The organism is Xylanimonas allomyrinae, from assembly GCF_004135345.1.
GTDB lineage: Bacteria > Actinomycetota > Actinomycetes > Actinomycetales > Cellulomonadaceae > Xylanimonas > Xylanimonas allomyrinae.
This window is the reverse complement of record NZ_CP035495.1, coordinates 2,621,658-2,638,624: the sequence shown is the minus strand read 5'-3', so window position 1 is coordinate 2,638,624 and position 16,967 is coordinate 2,621,658. Positions and strand designations below refer to the sequence as shown.

Genomic DNA, 16,967 nt, shown 5'->3' with positions numbered 1-16,967 from the left:
CGTGACCGCAGGCCCGCGAGCACTCGTGCTCGCGGGCCTGCGGCGCGTCCGGGGTCAGGCCGTCAGGACGCGGGACATGTCCGTGCGGTTGTCCACACCCAGCTTGCGGAACACGCGGTGCAGGTGGTTCTCCACCGTGCGCACCGAGATCAGCAGGCGCCGCGCGATGTCCTGGTTGGTCATGCCCGACGCCGCCAGGCGGGCGATCTCCTCCTCGCGTGCCGTCAGCTCCGCGCCCTCGGCCGCCGAGCGCATGCCCGACGCCGCTTCCGCGCCCCACACCTCGAGCCGCCGGCGCGCCTCCTCGTGCACCTCGGCGGCCCGGGCAGCCGATCCCGACGCGCGCAGCGCCGACAGCCCCGCGGTGTAGGCGCGCGTCGCGGTCCACACCAGGCCCGCGTCCGCGTGCCGGTCGGCGACCGCGACGAGCACCTCGGGGTCGCCGTCGCACAACGCCTGGACGAACCGGTCGAACTGCCGCACCAGAGGCGCGGGCATCTCGTCGGCGACGCGCGCCAGCACCGCCCCGCGCTCGGGCGTCGGCTCCTCGACGACGGCGAGCATGCCGCACACGTACCCGGACACCAGGTAGCCGCTGGCCAGCAGCGTCTGGGTCTCGGCCCACAGGCGCTCGGCGGCCAGCGTCCGCGCCTGCACTGGCGGCAGGTCGGCGCCGTCGAGGCGGGCGCTCGCGAGCGTCGGGGAACCGAGCGGGAACGGCCCGGGGCCTGTGCGCAGCGCCAGGGCCTGCTGCGCCAGCGTGCGTGCCGTCGTGCCGCGCCCCTCGTCGGCGGCGAGCCCGGCCGCCATCGACAGCAGCGCGACGTGCTGCGGGCGCTCCAGCGCGGGCAGCACCCCCGACGACAGCACCGAGCCGAGCAGGTTGCGCAGCTCCGCGACACGACCGCGCATGGTGAGCACCTGCGCGGCGACGTAAGCGGCTCCCACGATCCCCTCGACGTCGTGCTCGCGGCGAGCCTCCGTGAGCATGGCCTGCGCCTCGGCGAGGGCCTCGTCCAGGCGCGCCTCGAGCATGAGCGCCCACGGGCGGGACGTCACCCGTGCGAGCGCGAACGTCGAGGTCACCGGGGCAAGGTCGTCGATCACGGTGAGCGCCTCGGCGGAGCGGCCGCGCGCCAGCAGCAGCTCGGCGCGGACGGTGCCCACGATCTCGCGCGTGTCGGTGGGGGCGGCCGCGGTCGCCTCGGCGCTCGGCAGCAGGTCGGGGTCGGGCGCGTGGTCGACGAGCAGCACGATGAACGCCTCGATGCCGTCGACCAGGTCGACCCACTCGTCTGCCTCGTCACGCGCCTGCTCCAGCACCGCGTGCACCCACTCGAGGTTGTGCTCGACGGCGCCGAGGAACAGCGCGTACCAGTCGTCGAAGGCCACGAGGTCTCGCGGGTCGCCGATGCGTGGCGTCGCCTCGCGCACGGCGAGCACCGACTCGGCGTCGGCGCCCGTCACGAGCATGGTGCGCAGCAGCGTCGCGGCCGTGCGGGGCGTCGGCGCCTCCTCCCACTCGGTGCGCCGCACGAGCAGCTCGCGGTGCCAGTGCTCGTGCAGGAGGCGGTTGACGATGACGTCGGCCTCGCCGGCCGCGCCGAGCGCGGCACGCGTCGGCCCGCCCGCGTCGGTGGGGCCCACGAACCGCCACGGCGCGAGCACGATCGGCGGCCGCTGGGTCGCGAGCCCGCCGAACGCGCTGGTCACGGCCTCGTCGACACGCAGGTGCCGCGCCCCGACACCCTGGTTGCGGAAGTACTCGACGATGGCCGGCGGGAAGAGGCTGACCAGCATCTTGTCGTCGCGCGGCACGAACCGCAGCAACGCGTACCCGTCGAGCTCCTCGAGCACCTCCCACGGCATGAGGCGGCGAGCCATCGCGACGTCGATGGTTCCCGCGAGCGCGAGGGTGTGCAGGCCGTCGAGGCCCTCGGCGCTCAGGTGCTGGAGCAGCGGGTCGACGGCGCGCACCATCTCGGGCGTCCACAGCTCGGGCCCGGCCGCCCACAGGCCCTCGACCCGCCGCAGCGAGCCGTGCAGCCGCGCGCTCTCGGCGAGCGCGAGCGTCAGCGCCGGCAGGCCGCCCGAGCCGGAGAACACCCGGCTGACGGTCGTGGACTCGATGGGCCCGCCGAGCGCCTCGATGAGCAGCGTCTGGGTGTCCACGTACCCGAGCGGGGGGACCTGGAGGGTCACGCCCGGCAGGATCGTCGCCGACGCACGCGTCGAGGCGCGCAGCGCGCGGGGCGTCTGCCGCGACGTCGTCAGCAGCGGGAAGGGGGCTTGCGCGTGGGCTGCGGTGAGCGCGCCGGCCGAGAGGTCGTCGAGGTCGTCGGCGTCGTCGACCACCAGCAGCGTGCTCCCGCCGCGCGTGGCCGCGGCGATGCCCTGGACGGCGGCGGACACCGCCGTCGCCGGGGCCTGCGGGCCGCTGCCCTGGCGGGCCATGAGCCCCGCGACGGCGAGCGCCTCGAGGGGCCGGTCGCGCAGCGCGTGGACGCCGTGCGCCTGGACCACCTGCCAGCCGGCGTCCTCCAGCTCGGTCGCGATCGCACGCGCCAGCACGCTGCGGCCGGAGCCGGGAAGCCCCTGGAGATCGACGCTCGTCCCCGTCAGCAGGTGTTTGACTGCGTCGTCGCGCACGTGGCCGTGCAGGGTCCCATGCGGCGTCATGAATCACATCGTGACTCAGCATGACAGTCGGTGCCAGGCGGTCGCGCAGGCAGCGCCAATCTGCGTTCGCGCGAGGACGGGCCGACAAAGGTAGGAGAACCGCGGCAGGGAGCGATCCCCAAGCCCGGGCGACAACCGTCCCCTCGTCGTCCGTGCCGGTCACGCCGCGAAGGGCCGACGTCCGCGCGACATCCCCCGTGCGCGCGGACGTCGACCGCCCCTCAGATCGGGTGCCGGGCCACGGGCCAGGCCCCCGGTCAGCCGACAGACCAGGGAGGATTCGTGGACGCGACGACGTACCGCTGGACCATCGGACGGGTCGTCGCGCGCGATCTCCTGGTGGGATCGCTGCTCGCCGTCGTCCTCAGCCTGCCGATCGTCACGGTGGGATAGGTCCGGCCATGGCATCCGTGCAAGCAGGGCGACGACGTTCGGCACGGTTCGGTGCGTACCTCGTCTCCTTGGTCCAGCTCGGGCCGATGACGACACGTGTACCGGGCGACAACTTCGGTCACCCGTGGCGTGCCGTGCGGCTCGTCGTGGTGCTCGACGGCGAGGTCACCATCAAGACGGCCGGCACCATCGAGGTGCTCGGGCCCCGCGCCGCGGCGCTCGCGGTGGGCTGGCGGCCCCTGGAGGTCTCGTCGCCGGGCGCGCTGCTCGTCGAGGTGGACGTGGCCGTGGAGCGCACGGCGATGCGTGGCACGTTCGACGACACCCCGCTGACGGTGTGGGGCCCCGAGACGGTGCTGCCGAGCGCGACGGCGTCGGCGCTGCGTGAGCTGGTGTGCCAGCCCGGCGTGGTGCCGGAGGTGCGTGCGGAGTCGGTGCGCATCGTCGAGCAGCTCGTGGGTGCCGTCGCGACATGCCGGCCGGAGACCCGCTCGGCGGCGCTGCTCGAGCAGGTGGAGCGTTCGCGCGTCATCCAGCACATCGCCGTGCATCACGCCGAGCGCGACCTCACCCCGGCGGTGATCGCCGAGCACTTCGGTGTCTCGACGCGCACGCTGCACCGGCTGTTCGAGGGCGAGGAGCGCACCGTGTGCGGGTGGATCGCGCACGAGCGGCTGCGTTCCGCGCTGTCGCGGCTGCACGACCCGCGCTACGCGAACGTCACGCTCGAGGACGTGGCGGAGCTGTGCGGCTACGGGAGCGCGCTGGCCCTGCGCCGCGCGGTGCAGTCCGCCACGGGAGCGACCCCGTCGGAGCTGCGCTCCAAGCTGGCGAGCTGACCGGCCGCGTTGGCACGACCGGTCAGCGTCTGGCCGGCGACCTGGGTCAGGCGGCGACCTCGCGGGCGCCGACGGCGCGCAGGATGAACTGCTCCGTCGCCCGGACGGCGCGGTCGCGCGCGGCGGGTTCCTCGGGGATCAGTCGCCCCGACAGGCAGGCGTTGACGAGCTGCACCGTCGGGTCGACGTCCTGCTCGGGGAACTCTCCCGACGTGATCCCGGCCGCGATGATGCGGCGCAGGATCATCTCGACGATCTCGGCGTGCTCGCGCAGCCGCTGCAGGGTGGGCCGGGACAGGACGGTGCGCAGGTCGGGCCCGGGTGCGAGGTGGAACATGCGCGAGAGCTGAGCCTGCTGGCGGATGTAGGTGCGCATCTGCTCGACGGGGTCGTCGATGCCGTCGAGCGCTCGTTCGAGGCGGCGGGCGTACTCCTCGGTCTCGTGGGTGATGAAGCCCAGGAGGAGCGCCTCCTTGTCGGGGAAGTGGTTGTAGACCGCGGTGCGGCCTACTCCCGCGGCGGCGGCGATGTCGGCGAGGGTGATGGTGTCGAACCCGCGCTCGGCCATGAGTGCGGACAGTGCGGTGAAGAGTCGCTGCCGGGTCATCTGGCGATGCTCGTGCAGGCTCTTCCCGATGATCTTGGGCATGATGACATCATAGGGCGAGCTTGTCAGTACACAGGACCCGGACACCGCCTCCTGTACTCTGCGCGGATGCGCGACGACGGGGTCACCCCCGACACCAAGGACTGGACCTGGGTGCTCGGGCGGAGGTGCCCGGAGTGCGGCTTCGACGCCGCGAGCGTCGATCCCCTCACGGTCGGCGCGCAGGTCAGGGCGATGCTCCCGCGGTGGGTCGCGGCGCTCGCGCACCCCGACGTGCGGGTGCGCCCGGAGCCCGGCGTGTGGTCCACGCTCGAGTACGGCGCCCACGTGCGCGACGTCTTCCGCGTCTTCGACGGCCGTCTGGCGTCGATGCTCACGTCGGACGACCCCCTGTTCGCCAACTGGGACCAGGACGCCGCCGCGCTCGACGCCGACTACGCCCACCAGGACCCGCGTGTCGTCGCGCGCGAGCTGGTGGAGGCGGGCGAGTCGGTCGCGACCCGGTTCGACGTCGTCGGGCCGGGGGACCTGGGCAGGCCGGGGCGCCGCTCCAACGGGTCGGTCTTCACCGTCCGCACGCTGGGGCAGTACTTCCTCCACGACGTGGCGCATCACCTGCACGACGTCGGTGCGTAGCCCGAGCCGAAGTTTTCCACAGCTTCTGTCCACACTCCTGTGTGGACAGAACGGGTGAGAGGCCCTCACCTGCGAAAACGGTTCAGCCCCTCGTTCGTGACATGAACCGTGGCTGGAACCGGCCGGGCGACCGGCGCGACCGGGCCGTGGGGTCTGCGTGCCGTCGCCCTGCGAGGAGCAGGGCCCAGGACCCGCCCCAGCCGCGAGATCGCGCGGCTCGCGCACGCGTTGCAGCGGTCCGGTGCGTCGCGGGCAGGGCCGGGCGCCGCCAGGGGAGAGCGGGCACGCGGCGCCTGTCTCGACGCGGACGCGTCCGCGCGGGGCGGGCCGGTGACGCGAAACTCACGCTCGCAGGACGTCTGCCGTTCACCCGGCGTCCACATCTTTTGTCCCCAGGGCTGTGGACGGTGTGGGGATTCCGCGGCACTCTCTGTGGACGACGGGGCGGGTGATTCTTCAGCGCCGCCGACCGCGCCGGATCCCTTGCACGGTCGCCGCGAGGGGGGTTGAATCGTGGCTACTGGTCTCCGCGACGGCGTACCGGCGACCCGCTGCAGCGGGTCGCCGCCCGCCGCCCAGAGACACGGTCGACCGGAGAACGACGAGCCACCCCGTACCGCGGTGCGGGCTGCGGGTGACGACGCAGGTGCTCGAGCGGGGCCGGAAGACCACCCGCGTCCGCAGGCCCGTGGAAGCGGGCCGGGGGTCCCTCGCGAGGACAGACCCCCGGCCCGGCGGGCCGCCGGGGCCGTGTCGTCGACGCGCGGCGCCCCTGGCTCAGGGTTTCTCCCGAGCCAGGGGTCCGCGGTGTAGTCCGAGGCCTCCGAGCCCCCGGCGCGCGGCGCTGGAGCCCCCCGACCGCGCCCCCAGACGCGTCGCTCTCGCATGGTGCGCATCGGGGACCGCGTTCGACACCCTCGAGCGGTACGCTTTCGCCGCTCAGCCCGAACAGATCGCCCGGCCTTCACCGGCGAGGGGTGGGCGTGCAGTGGTGTTCCTGAGATCGTCGAGTTCCGCGCGCACTGACGCCGCACGGGAGATGGGAGTCGTTGTGACTGTCGCCGCCCCCGCCACCACCCGGTTCCCCGGCATGCTGCGCATGCGCCCGGTGCGCCGCCGCTTCGACCGGGACGCGTCATGAACGTCGCGCAGCCGACTCGGTGCAACCGCCCCGTCGGCCTTCTCGTCCTGGCTGTCGTCATCGAGCTCGTCAATGCCGGGTTCCTCTCCGCCACCACCACGCACGAGCTCAACAAGCTGCTCGCCGTGGTGGTAGGCATCTGGGCGCTGACGCTGGTCGGCATGCGCATCCGGCGACGCCGGTCCTGACGCGAGAGGTCGGGGGCCGTCGTCGCAGCCGGCAGCGCCAGCACCACGCAGGGTCTGGCTCACGGGCCGCCCGTGCCGAGGGCTTCCCCTCCGGCCCACCGCGGGAGCTGCGCAGGCCCTAGGGTCGGAGGGTGAGCAACCTCGAGAGCCGTCCGGCCGAGCGGGTCTGCTCGGCCGGGAGCGCCGACGCCGGAGTCCAGCTCCTCACCGCGCGGGACGTGCCGCTGGGAGGCCCGCGCGCGATGACCGTGCGGCGCACCATCCCCCAGCGGATCCGCTCGATGGTCGGCGCGTGGTGCTTCTGCGACCACTACGGGCCCGACGACGTCACGCGCTCGGCCGGCATGCAGGTGCCGCCGCACCCGCACACCGGCCTGCAGACCGTGACCTGGCTGTTCGAGGGCGAGATACTGCACCGCGACTCGGTCGGCTCGCTGGAGACGGTGCGCCCGGGCGAGCTCAACCTCATGACGGCCGGCGTCGGCATCTCGCACTCCGAGGAGTCGCCCGCGGCCGGGCGCCCGCCCGTGCTGCACGGCGTCCAGCTGTGGACCGCGCTGCCGGGTGCCGCGCTGGGGACCGACCCGCACTTCGAGCACCATGCCGACCTGCCCGCCGTCGCCGTCGACGGCGGCCGCGTGCAGGTCTTCATGGGGTCGCTGACCGTCGCCGGGCAGGCGCTCGTCTCGCCGGCCCGCACGTACACGCCGCTCGTCGGCGCCCAGGTCGACCTCGCCCCGGGAGCGCGCATCCAGGTCGCGGCCGACGAGAGGTTCGAGCACGCGCTCCTGGCCGACGCCGGTGACGTGCGATTCCAGGGCGTCGTCGTGCCGCGCGACCAGCTCGGCTACGCCGCGCCCGGAGGGGACTCGCTCACGATCGAGGCCGGGCCGGGCGGCCCGGCACGCGCGGTGCTGCTCGGCGGCGTCCCCTTCGAGGAGGACATCGTCATGTGGTGGAACTTCGTGGGCCGCACGCACGACGACGTCGCCCGCGCCCGCGCGGACTGGATGGCCCAGGTGGGCGACGCCGCCGACGGCGTCGCGACCGTCTACACGCCCGGCGCGGGCGACCGGCGGTTCGGGCACGTGGCGGGCTACGCGGGCGGTCCGCTGCGCGCGCCGACGCTGCCCGACGTGCGGCTGCGGCCGCGCACGAGGCCGAGCGCGACATGAAGCGGTGCCCGGCGCGGGCGACGGGAGGGTCGGTCGACGTGGTGACCGGACAGTGGCGGCACGCCCGCTGACCGGGGCGCCTGCTCGTGGTGGAGCGGGTGACGGGAATCGAACCCGCGCTGTCAGCTTGGGAAGCTGAAGTTCTACCATTGAACTACACCCGCGCAGTCCCCTCCGAGCGCTCGCGCGCCGACGGGGTGCGGCCCCGATCATACCCATACCGGGCCGCGGCACCGAACCGGCCCGGCGGCAGGTGGCGCGGCGCACGCTGCGACCGTGCGACGGCACGGGCCGCGAGCGCCGGATACGGTGGGGCCGTGCTGCTCTCCGATCGTGACATCAGGGCCGAGCTCGACCAAGGGCGCGTCGTCCTCGATCCGTACGAGCCCGCCATGCTTCAGCCGTCCAGCATCGACGTGCGCCTGGACCGCTACTTCCGCCTGTTCGACAACCACAAGTACCCGTACATCGACCCGTCGCAGGAGCAGCCGGACCTGACCCGCCTGGTCGAGGTCACGGGGGACGAGCCGTTCGTGCTGCACCCGGGGGAGTTCGTGCTCGGGTCGACGTTCGAGTCGATCACGCTGCCCGACGACGTCGCGGCCCGGCTCGAGGGCAAGTCCAGCCTGGGCCGGCTGGGGCTGCTGACGCACAGCACGGCCGGGTTCATCGACCCGGGGTTCAGCGGTCACGTCACGCTCGAGCTGAGCAACGTGGCGACTCTGCCGATCATGCTCTGGCCGGGCATGAAGATCGGCCAGACGTGCTTCTTCCGCCTGTCCAGCCCGGCCGAGCACCCGTACGGCTCGTCGCAGTACGGCTCGCGCTACCAGGGCCAGCGGGGGCCGACGGCCAGCCGTTCGTGGCAGAGCTTTCACCGGACGGCGGTGTGAGCGGGGGGCTCCGCGACGAGACCCCGGGGAGAGGTGCGCCCGCGCACCGATACGCTCGGTCGCGCCACGGGGGTGCGCGCACGCGTCGTGCCCCCATTCCCTCCCGGAAGGAGCAGCGCCGAATGGGTCAGACCGCAGGGGACCAGCCGGAATACCCCGTGCTGCCGCGCGCCGTGACGCGCGGCCACGAGGCCCGGCACCTGCTGGCGCTGCCCGCCGACGTGGAGGTCGGCGAGATCGAGGTGCTCGCCCTGTCCCGGTTCGCTGCCGCGCGCTGGGACGTGGTGCCGCGCGAGATGCCGGGCGCCGACGTGCCGGTGGGGCGCATGGCCGGGCAGGGGGAGCCGGGGGTGCTGCGCGTGAGCCGGCACTCGGTGCTGACGGGGCCGTACGCGCCCGTCGGCGTGGGCTTCGACGCCGGGCTGCCGCCCGGCACCGCGTTCGTGTTCGACGTCGTGTGCCCGCGTGAGCGGTGGGGCGACGCGCCGCCTGCCGAGGGGGGCGACAAGGACGGCCTGGCACGGTCCTTCCCCGCGGGGTTGCCCAACCGTGAGGAGGAACGCGTCGTCACGTGGCTCGTCGCGGTGGCGCGCCGCCTCGGCGGGTCGGTGCGGGTCGACGTCGGCGGCATGTGGGACGTGGCCCGGCCGGGCGCGCCCGCCACGCGGGTCGGGACGGGCGTGGTGCTGACGCCCGACCCCGGCGCCGCCGTCGACCTGACGCTGTACTCGGACGTGTGGCTCGACCCGCAGGCGTGCCACCGCGTGGTCCAGGGCGTCCACCCGCGCGCGGTGCTGGCCACCGAGGGGGCGCCCTACCAGGGGCCGCCGCCGGGGATCGCCGACCTGCCGCTGTACCCGGGCGAGAAGCTCGACCCGCAGGCGCGCCGCGACCTGCACGCCGCGGCCGACGAGTTCGACATCGCCGCGCTCCAGCAGCCGCAGGTGCTCGACGGGTTCGGTGTCGTGGCCGACCTCGGCGTCGACGGCTACGTCTCGGTCGAGGTCGCGGGCGACGACGTCGTGCCCTTGCTGCTGCGTGACCTGCCGTGGGTGCGCGGGGATGCGTGGCCTACCGCGTCCACTGGGACCCGCCGGACCTGGTCGACGCGAACCGTGAGCTGCCGTCGCACGGTCATCTGGTCGCGCGCAGGCGCTCGGCCGAGCTCGTCGCTCGGCTGGCTCGTGCACTGTGGGAGGCCGCGGGAGGCGAGATCGCCGACGAGTCGGACTTCCTGGTCGACCCGGACGACCTGTAGGCGCCCGTGCTGACCGTCGTCGTCGTCCACCTGCTGCTGGCCCTGGCCGCGCCCGTCCTGGTCGCGCGTCTCGGGCGCCGTGCGTTCTGGGTGCTGGCCGCCGGGCCGGCGGCCGCCGCCGGGTACGCGTTGTCGCAGACGGGCGCGGTGCTCGGCGGGCACGGGCCCGTGGAGCGGGTGGCCTGGGTGCGGGCCCTGGGGCTCTCGCTCGACTTCCGGCTCGACACGCTCTCGTGGCTGCTGCTGCTCGTGGTGGGCGCGGTCGGGGCGCTCGTGCTGCTGTACTGCTCCGCCTACTTCGCGCGCGGCGCCGTCGGCATGACGAAGTTCGCGGCCGTGCTGGTCGCGTTCGCCGGGGCGATGGCGGGCCTCGTCACCGCCGACAACCTGCTGCTGATGTTCGTGTTCTGGGAGCTGACGACGGTCTTCTCCTACCTGCTCATCGGCCATCACGCCGAGCGCAAGGCGTCGCGTCGCGCCGCCATGCAGGCCATCGTCGTCACGACGGCGGGCGGGCTGACCATGCTCGTGGGGATCGTCGTCCTGGGGGTGTCGACCGGGACCTGGCAGATCTCGCAGGTGCTCGCCGACCCGCCCACGGGGACACCCGCCGTCGTCGCCGCGCTGTGCCTGCTGGCCGGGGCCGCGACCAAGTCGGCGCTCGTGCCGACGCACTTCTGGCTGCCGGCCGCCATGGCCGCCCCGACACCCGTGTCGGCGTACCTGCACGCGGCCGCGATGGTCAAGGCGGGCGTGTACCTCGTGGGGCGGTTCGCGCCCGCGTTCTCGCACCTCGCCGCGTGGCGGTGGGTCGTCGTCGTGCTCGGATCGGCGACGCTGCTGCTGGGCGGCTACCGCGCGCTGCGTCAGCACGACCTCAAGCTCGTGCTCGCGTTCGGCACCGTCTCCCAGCTCGGGCTGCTGGTGCTGCTGCTGGGGTACGGCACCCGTGAGGCCGCGCTCGCGGGGCTTGCGCTGCTGGGCGCGCACGCCATGTTCAAGGCGTCGCTGTTCCTCGTCGTCGGTGTCGTCGACGCCGCGACCGGCACGCGTGACCTGCGGCGCCTGGCGGGCCTGGCGCGACAGCTCCCGCTGACGGCGGCCGCGGGCGTGCTCGCGACGGCGTCGATGATCGGGCTGCCCCCGTTCGCGGGCTACGTGGCCAAGGAGGCCGCGCTCGAGGCGTGGGCGCACGGCGACGACGCGATGGGCGTGGTGCTGACCGTCGTCGTCGCCGCGGGGTCGGTGCTCACGGTCGCCTACGGGCTGCGGTTCGCGTGGGGCGCGTTCGGGCGCCGGGCCACCGTCGTGCCCGTCATGGAGATCGTCGCGCCCGCGGGCGCGAAGCCCGCGACGGCGGCGAAGCCCGCGACGGCGGCGACGCCGGCGGGCGCGGCCCACCCCGTGACCGTGGGCACCGCGACGGCCGCGCCCGCGTCGGGCGTCGTGCGGCGGCCCCCGGTGCTGCTGGTCGCGCCGCCGCTCGTGCTCGCCGTCCTGGGCCTCGTCGTCGCGCTGCTGCCGCAGGTCGGCGACCACCTGCTCGCGCCGCACGCCGCGACCTACCCGCAGGGCGAGACCGGGCACCTGACGCTGTGGGCGGGCTTCACGCCGACGCTCGCCGTCACGCTCGCCGTGCTCGCGCTCGGGGCCGCCGCGTTCTGGCAGCGCGCGCGCATCGAACGCCTCCAGGACCGGCTGTGGTCCCCGCTCGGCGCGGACCTCGTCTACCGCCGCTCCATGCGGCGGCTCGACGACCTCGCCGCGGACGTCACCGCCGTCACGCAGCGCGGTTCGCTGCCGTTCTACCTCGGCGTCATCCTGCTGGTCCTCGTCGCCGGGCCCGGGCTCGCGCTCGCCTGGGGCCTGCGCGGCGCCTCCCTGCCCGGCACCCTCGACGCGGCCGGGCGCGCCGGCGCGTTCCAGATCGGGCCGCTGGCGCTCGTGCCGTTCGACCGGGCCGTGCAGCTCGTCATCGTGCTCGTCATCGGCGCCGGAGCCGTGCTCGCGGCCCGCGCCCGCCGCCGCCTCAAGGCCGTGTTCCTAGTCGGGGTCACCGGGTACGGCAACGCCGTGCTGTTCCTGCTGCACGGCGCACCCGACCTCGCGCTCACCCAGGTGCTCACCGAGACCGTCACGCTCGTCGTCATGGTGCTCGTGCTGCGGCGCCTGCCCCCGTACTTCTCCGACCGCCCGCTGGCCGCGAGCCGCTGGGTGCGCCTGGCGATCGGCGTCGGCGTCGGGCTCGTCATGATGCTCTTCGTCACCGCGGCACCCCTCGCCCGCACCCACCTGCCCATCGCCGTCGACTTCCCCGACGAGGCCGTCATGTGGGGCGGCGGGCGCAACGTCGTCAACGTGACGCTCGTCGACGTGCGCGCATGGGACACCGTGGGCGAGATCTCCGTGCTGCTCGTCGCGGCGACCGGCGTGGCCTCGCTCGTGTTCCTCCGGCAGCGCTCGGGGCGCGTGCCACGCGTGCGTGACAAGGGGCCGGGCGCGCGCCCCCGCCCCGCGGCAGCCGTCGAGCCGGGCGTCGCGACGCGGCCGCGGCGCACCGCGTGGATCGTCGCCGGGCCCACGCTCGCCCCCGAACGGCGCTCCATCATGTTCGAGGTCGTCACGCGCGTCGTCTTCCACGCGATGATCGTTTTCGCCCTGTTCCTGCTGTTCCGCGGGCACAACGCCCCGGGCGGCGGGTTCGCGGCCGGGCTCGTCGTGGGGCTGGCGCTCGCGGTGCGCTACCTGGCCGGCGGGCGCTACGAGCTGGGCGAGGCCGCTCCCGTCCACCCCGGCCGCGTGCTCGGCACGGGCCTCGTGCTGTCCGCGGGTGTCGGGCTGGTGTCCCTGCTGGCCGGGCAGCACGCGCTCGAGAGCTTCCTGGTGGACCTGCACCTGCCGCTGTTCGGCGAGGTCCACCTGGTGACGTCGCTGTTCTTCGACCTCGGGGTGTTCCTCGTCGTCGTCGGGCTCGTGCTCGACATCCTGCGGTCGCTGGGCGCCGAGATCGACCACCAGCGTGAGCTCGAGGGGCGGTGAGCACATGATCGTCCTCGACAACGTGCCCTCCGCCGCGCTGGTGCTCGCCGTGGGCGTGCTGTTCGCCGTCGGCGTCTACCTGCTGCTCGAAAGGTCGCTGACGCGCGTGCTGCTCGGGTTCGTGCTCGTCGGCAACGGCGCCAACCTCGCGCTGCTCATCGCGGGCGGACGCGCGGGCACGGCACCCATCGTGGGCAACGCCGACCCGGCGATCGCGCTCAGCGACCCGCTCGCGCAGGCGATGGTTCTCACGTCGATCGTCATCACGCTCGCCCTGACCGCGTTCGTGCTCGCGATGGCCTACCGCTCGTGGCAGCTCAACGGCCACGACGAGGTCCAGGACGACGACGAGGACCGGCGCATCGCCCGCCGCGCCGCACGCAACGAGGCCGCGTACGCGGACTTCGACGCCGCCGAGACGGGCGAGACGCTCGACGAGGAGGCCGCCGAGATCCACGACGACATCGAGGAGGGCTTCGCGCCCGCCGACCCGGCCGACGCCCCGGGCGTCGCCCCGCACGACCCGCGGGACGGTGACGCCCGATGACCTGGTCCGTCGCCAGCCTCCTGCCGCTGCCGGTGCTCGTGCCGCTCTTCGCCGCTGGCCTCACGCTCGCCCTGCACCGGCGCCCGCGCGCCCAGCGCGTCATCTCCGTCGTCGCGCTCGGCATCGTCGTCGCCACCGCGGCAGCGCTCGTCGCCGCCGCCGACCGCGGGCCGGTGGTCGCCGTCATCGGCGACTGGTCGGTGCCCGTGGGCATCGACCTCGTGGCCGACCGGCTCGCCGCGCTCATGCTGCTGGTCAGCGGCGTCGTCCTGCTGTGCGTGCTGCTGTACTCCATGGCGCAGGGCGTCGCCGACGGCGGCGACGACGTCGGCGTGGTGGGTGCGGGCACCGACGGCGACCCCGACGAGGCCGACCGGCGTGACCTGCTGCCGGTCGCCATCTACCACCCGACGTTCCTGGTGCTCGCCGCCGGGGTCGCCAACGCGTTCCTCGCGGGTGACCTGTTCAACCTGTACGTCGGGTTCGAGGTACTGCTCGCGGCGTCGTACGTGCTGCTGACGCTCGGCGGCACGGGCGACCGCATCCGGGTCGGCAGCGTGTACGTCGTCGTCGCGCTGGTCAGCTCGCTCGTGTTCCTCACGGCGGTGGGCCTCGCCTACTCGGCGACGGGCACCGTCAACCTCGCCCAGCTTGCCGAGCGCCTGCCCGACGTCGACCCCGCGGTGCGCCTGGGCATCCAGCTCCTGCTGCTGCTCGGGTTCGGGATCAAGGCGGCCATCTTCCCGCTGTCGGCCTGGCTGCCCGACTCCTACCCGACCGCGCCCGCGCCCGTGACGGCGGTGTTCGCCGGCCTGCTCACCAAGGTGGGCGTCTACGCGATCATCCGCACCCAGACCCTGCTGTTCCCGGCGGCCGGAGCCGGGTCCGAACGCGTCGACCAGGTGCTCATGGTGCTCGCGCTGGCGACGATGCTCGTGGGCATCCTGGGCGCCGTCGCGCAGGACGACATCAAGCGACTGCTGTCGTTCACCCTCGTCAGCCACATCGGCTACATGATCTTCGGCGTCTCGCTCGCCGGGCCGGCGTCCACGGCCGCCGCGGTGTTCTACGTCGTCCACCACATCACCGTCCAGACGGCGCTGTTCCTCGTCGTCGGGCTCGTGGAGCGGCGGGGCGGGACGACGTCGCTCGACCGGCTGGGCGGGCTCGCACGCGTCGCGCCCGGGCTGGCGGTGCTGTTCTTCGTGCCCGCGATGAACCTCGCGGGCATCCCGCCCATGTCGGGGTTCCTGGGCAAGGTCGGGCTCATCCAGGCGGGTGTGCGCGACGGGTCGCCGCTCGCGTGGATGCTCGTCGTCGGGTCCGTCGTGACGTCCCTGCTGACCCTGTACGCGCTGGTCAAGGCGTGGAACAAGGCGTTCTGGCAGATGGCGCCCGACGACGCCGAGCCGGGTGCGCGCGACGAGGCCCGCCTCCCGTGGGGCATGGTCGCCGCGACGTCCGCCCTCGTGGGGTTCAGCCTCGCGCTGACCGTCTTCGCGGGGCCCGTCTACGGGTACGCGCAGCGGGCCGCGAACGCGTTGACCGGCGGGCACGCGTACATCGACGCGGTGTTCCCCGGCGGGGGCGACCGCGGCGTGGGCGAGTCCGACGACGCGACCGCCACGGCCAAGACGGCGAAGGTGGGGCACTGATGCCGGACCTCACCCCACCCGGACGTCGGCGGCGGCTGCGCCGCGTCGCCGCACAGTGGCCCGCGCTGCTGCTGCTGGGCGTCCTGTGGGTCGCGCTGTGGGGCACGATCACCTGGGGGACGTTCGTCGCGGGCGTGCTGCTGGGCGCCGTCGTCGTGGCGGTGCTGCCGCTGCCGCCCGTGGGCGTGCGCGGGACGATCCGCCCGTGGCGGGCGGCGGTGCTCGCCTTCCGGTTCGCGACCGACCTCGTGGTCGCGTCGTTCCAGGTCGCGTGGACGGCGCTGCGGCCCGGGCCGGCGCCGCGCGGGGGAGTGGTGGCCGTGCCGCTGCGCCCGGCGCCCGACGTGTTCTTCGCCATGACGGCCGAGCTGTCGTCGCTGGTCCCGGGGTCGCTCGTGGTGGAGGCCGACACCGAGCGCTGCGTGCTCTACCTGCACGTGCTCGACCTTGCCACCGCGGGCGGTGCGGACGGCGTACGCCAGCAGACCCTCCACCTGGAGGAACGCGTGCTGCGCGCCTTCGCCTCCCGGCCGGCCCTCGCCCGCGCCGGCCTCCTGCAGCGTGAGGCGGCGCCCGCCACCGGCGCGACCGTGCCCGAGGAGGAGCAGCCATGATGCTCGTCGTGGTGATCGCGACGGCGATGATCGCCGCCGCGGCGGTGCTCGCGCTCGTGCGACTCGAACGAGGCCCGTCGATGCTCGACCGCACCGTCGCCTTCGACCTGCTGACGACGACGATCGTCGGCGCCATCGCCGTCGAGGCCGCGTGGTCGCGGCGCACCGAGTCGATCCCGATCCTCGTGGTGCTCTCGCTCGTGGGCTTCGTCGGGTCGGTGACGATCGCCCGGTTCGCCGCCGTCGAGCCCGAGGGCGAAGGCCGCATCCGCACCGCGGAGGAGGTCGCCGCCGAGGACGCCGCACGGCAGGCCGCGCTCGACGCCCGGGACGCGGCACGCCGGCGCGCCGAGAGCGCCGAGCTGAAGAAGAACGCCGAGGAGGAACAGCCATGACGCACGTCGAGCCAGGGTTCTGGACGGGCGTGGCCGACGTCGTCGCGGCCGTCTGCCTGCTGCTCGGGGCGTTCCTGACGTTCTCCGCCGGGGTGGGCGTGCTGCGGTTCGAGAACCTGCTGGCACGCATGCACGCCGTGACCAAGCCGCAGGTCCTGGGCCTGATCCTGCTCCTGGCCGGTGTCGCGCTGCGCCTGCGCAGCGGGGCGGCGCTGACGCTGCTCGGCCTCGTGGTCGTGTTCCAGCTCCTGACCAGCCCGGTCGCCGCGCACATGGTGGGGCGCGCCGGGTTCCGCACCGGCAAGGTGCGCTCGCAGGACCTGGACGTGGACGACCTGTCAGGCTCGGGGCGGTAGCGGCACCCGGGCCCGCGACGCACGCGGCAACCGGTGCACCCTCGACGGGGCGCCGGGCCGCTGCGGCTCCTGGCAGGCTCCCGCGACGCGCATCGGACTCCACGACGCGCCGATACGCGTCCGACGCACGTCCGGCGCGCCCGCGGACCTCACACGCCCGCCCCGGCCTCACGCGCCAGCAGCGCCTTCTTGATCCCGGGCCCGTAGCGGAACCCGCCCAGGGTCCCGTCCGTGCGCAGCACGCGGTGGCACGGCACGAACAGCGCCGCCGCGTTCATCGCGCACGCCCCCGCCGCCGCGCGCACGGCCGCCGGCCGGCCCGACCGCTGCGCGTACTGCGTGTACGTGACGACCTCGCCCGGCTCGACGCCGCGCAGCACGTCCCACGCGTGCTGCCGGAACTCGCCCGACCGCTGCCGCACGGGGACCGCCGCGGGCGCGGCGAGATCGCCCGCGTAGTACGCCTCGACGGCGGCGACGGCGTCGGCCAGCGTGTCGCGGGCGGGTCGGCTGTCGGTGCCGGCGCTCGCGGCGGTGCTGCCGACGGTGGTG

At 74.4% G+C, this 16,967-nt stretch carries 14 protein-coding genes, 1 tRNA gene and 1 pseudogene; 12 read left to right on the top strand and 4 right to left on the bottom strand.

Translation table 11 applies throughout. The features are described 5' to 3' along the window. Positions 1-54: 54 nt before the first annotated feature. Entirely contained in the window at positions 55-2,679 is a 2,625-nt protein-coding gene (locus ET495_RS12040) for a LuxR family transcriptional regulator (RefSeq protein WP_129205004.1), read from the bottom strand. 401 nt (positions 2,680-3,080) lie between these two features. Here ET495_RS12040 and ET495_RS19190 point away from each other — a divergent pair, with 401 nt between their 5' ends. After that, positions 3,081-3,911 (top strand): helix-turn-helix transcriptional regulator, encoded by an 831-nt coding sequence (locus tag ET495_RS19190; protein WP_162616466.1) that lies wholly within the window; start codon positions 3,081-3,083, stop codon positions 3,909-3,911. A gap of 46 nt (positions 3,912-3,957) precedes the next feature. Here ET495_RS19190 and ET495_RS12030 read toward each other — a convergent pair whose 3' ends face one another. Then, positions 3,958-4,560, bottom strand: a complete 603-nt coding sequence (locus tag ET495_RS12030) for a TetR/AcrR family transcriptional regulator (RefSeq protein ID WP_129205002.1) — start codon at positions 4,558-4,560, stop codon at positions 3,958-3,960. A 66-nt stretch (positions 4,561-4,626) separates the two neighbouring features. Between ET495_RS12030 and ET495_RS12025 the strand changes: the two genes are divergently transcribed. The 3 genes from ET495_RS12025 to ET495_RS12015 all read left to right on the top strand — a co-directional run bounded on the left by ET495_RS12025 (position 4,627) and on the right by ET495_RS12015 (position 7,658). After that, the gene (locus ET495_RS12025) at positions 4,627-5,154 is read left to right on the top strand and encodes a DinB family protein (protein WP_129205001.1); all 528 of its coding nucleotides are present in this window, start codon (positions 4,627-4,629) and stop codon (positions 5,152-5,154) included. Positions 5,155-6,291: 1,137 nt separating this feature from the next. Beyond that, entirely contained in the window at positions 6,292-6,483 is a 192-nt protein-coding gene (locus ET495_RS12020; protein WP_129205000.1) for a hypothetical protein, read from the top strand. 131 nt (positions 6,484-6,614) lie between these two features. Next, the gene (locus ET495_RS12015) at positions 6,615-7,658 is read left to right on the top strand and encodes a pirin family protein (protein WP_129204999.1); all 1,044 of its coding nucleotides are present in this window, start codon (positions 6,615-6,617) and stop codon (positions 7,656-7,658) included. 90 nt (positions 7,659-7,748) lie between these two features. Here ET495_RS12015 and ET495_RS12010 read toward each other — a convergent pair. Further along, a tRNA-Gly gene (locus ET495_RS12010) sits at positions 7,749-7,822 on the bottom strand. Positions 7,823-7,975: 153 nt separating this feature from the next. Here ET495_RS12010 and dcd point away from each other — a divergent pair. The 8 genes from dcd to mnhG all read left to right on the top strand — a co-directional run bounded on the left by dcd (position 7,976) and on the right by mnhG (position 16,415). Then, entirely contained in the window at positions 7,976-8,551 is a 576-nt protein-coding gene (dcd, locus tag ET495_RS12005; protein WP_162616465.1) for a dCTP deaminase, read from the top strand. Between the two features lie 122 nt (positions 8,552-8,673). Then, complete coding sequence (locus tag ET495_RS12000; protein ID WP_342770100.1) at positions 8,674-9,822, top strand: hypothetical protein; 1,149 nt, start codon at positions 8,674-8,676, stop codon at positions 9,820-9,822. Then, on the top strand, positions 9,816-12,848 hold the full coding sequence (locus ET495_RS11995) for a Na+/H+ antiporter subunit A (protein ID WP_129204998.1): 3,033 nt from the start codon (positions 9,816-9,818) through the stop codon (positions 12,846-12,848). The genes ET495_RS12000 and ET495_RS11995 overlap by 7 nt, the downstream gene beginning before the upstream one ends. Positions 12,849-12,852: 4 nt before the next feature. Beyond that, positions 12,853-13,395, top strand: a complete 543-nt coding sequence (locus ET495_RS11990) for a Na(+)/H(+) antiporter subunit C (protein WP_129204997.1) — start codon at positions 12,853-12,855, stop codon at positions 13,393-13,395. Beyond that, positions 13,392-15,050: a Na+/H+ antiporter subunit D gene (locus ET495_RS11985; protein WP_129204996.1), complete on the top strand. Its 1,659-nt coding sequence runs from the start codon at positions 13,392-13,394 to the stop codon at positions 15,048-15,050. The genes ET495_RS11990 and ET495_RS11985 overlap by 4 nt, the downstream gene beginning before the upstream one ends. Further along, positions 15,050-15,664 carry a Na+/H+ antiporter subunit E gene (locus ET495_RS11980; RefSeq protein ID WP_129204995.1) on the top strand — a complete coding sequence of 205 codons (615 nt, stop codon included), beginning with the start codon at positions 15,050-15,052 and terminating at the stop codon, positions 15,662-15,664. The genes ET495_RS11985 and ET495_RS11980 overlap by 1 nt, the downstream gene beginning before the upstream one ends. After that, positions 15,661-16,059, top strand: a complete 399-nt coding sequence (locus ET495_RS11975) for an MrpF/PhaF family protein (protein ID WP_129204994.1) — start codon at positions 15,661-15,663, stop codon at positions 16,057-16,059. Before ET495_RS11980 ends, ET495_RS11975 begins: the two co-directional genes overlap by 4 nt. After that, entirely contained in the window at positions 16,056-16,415 is a 360-nt protein-coding gene (gene mnhG / locus ET495_RS11970) for a monovalent cation/H(+) antiporter subunit G (RefSeq protein ID WP_129204993.1), read from the top strand. Before ET495_RS11975 ends, mnhG begins: the two co-directional genes overlap by 4 nt. 149 nt (positions 16,416-16,564) lie before the next feature. Here the strand turns inward: mnhG and ET495_RS11965 are convergent. Continuing rightward, positions 16,565-16,906, bottom strand: a pseudogene (locus ET495_RS11965) (methylated-DNA--[protein]-cysteine S-methyltransferase); the annotation flags it as partial. Positions 16,907-16,967 lie beyond the last annotated feature (61 nt).

Bases quoted from the DNA above. Each gene is read 5' to 3' on its own strand.
- ET495_RS12040 (WP_129205004.1), bottom strand. From the start codon at position 2,679: ATGACGCCGCATGGGACCCTGCACGGCCACGTGCGCGACGACGCAGTC.
- ET495_RS19190 (WP_162616466.1), top strand. From the start codon at position 3,081: ATGGCATCCGTGCAAGCAGGGCGACGACGTTCGGCACGGTTCGGTGCG.
- ET495_RS12030 (WP_129205002.1), bottom strand. From the start codon at position 4,560: ATGCCCAAGATCATCGGGAAGAGCCTGCACGAGCATCGCCAGATGACC.
- ET495_RS12025 (WP_129205001.1), top strand. From the start codon at position 4,627: ATGCGCGACGACGGGGTCACCCCCGACACCAAGGACTGGACCTGGGTG.
- ET495_RS12020 (WP_129205000.1), top strand. From the start codon at position 6,292: ATGAACGTCGCGCAGCCGACTCGGTGCAACCGCCCCGTCGGCCTTCTC.
- ET495_RS12000 (WP_342770100.1), top strand. From the start codon at position 8,674: ATGGGTCAGACCGCAGGGGACCAGCCGGAATACCCCGTGCTGCCGCGC.
- ET495_RS11990 (WP_129204997.1), top strand. From the start codon at position 12,853: ATGATCGTCCTCGACAACGTGCCCTCCGCCGCGCTGGTGCTCGCCGTG.
- ET495_RS11985 (WP_129204996.1), top strand. From the start codon at position 13,392: ATGACCTGGTCCGTCGCCAGCCTCCTGCCGCTGCCGGTGCTCGTGCCG.
- ET495_RS11980 (WP_129204995.1), top strand. From the start codon at position 15,050: ATGCCGGACCTCACCCCACCCGGACGTCGGCGGCGGCTGCGCCGCGTC.
- ET495_RS11975 (WP_129204994.1), top strand. From the start codon at position 15,661: ATGATGCTCGTCGTGGTGATCGCGACGGCGATGATCGCCGCCGCGGCG.
- mnhG (WP_129204993.1), top strand. From the start codon at position 16,056: ATGACGCACGTCGAGCCAGGGTTCTGGACGGGCGTGGCCGACGTCGTC.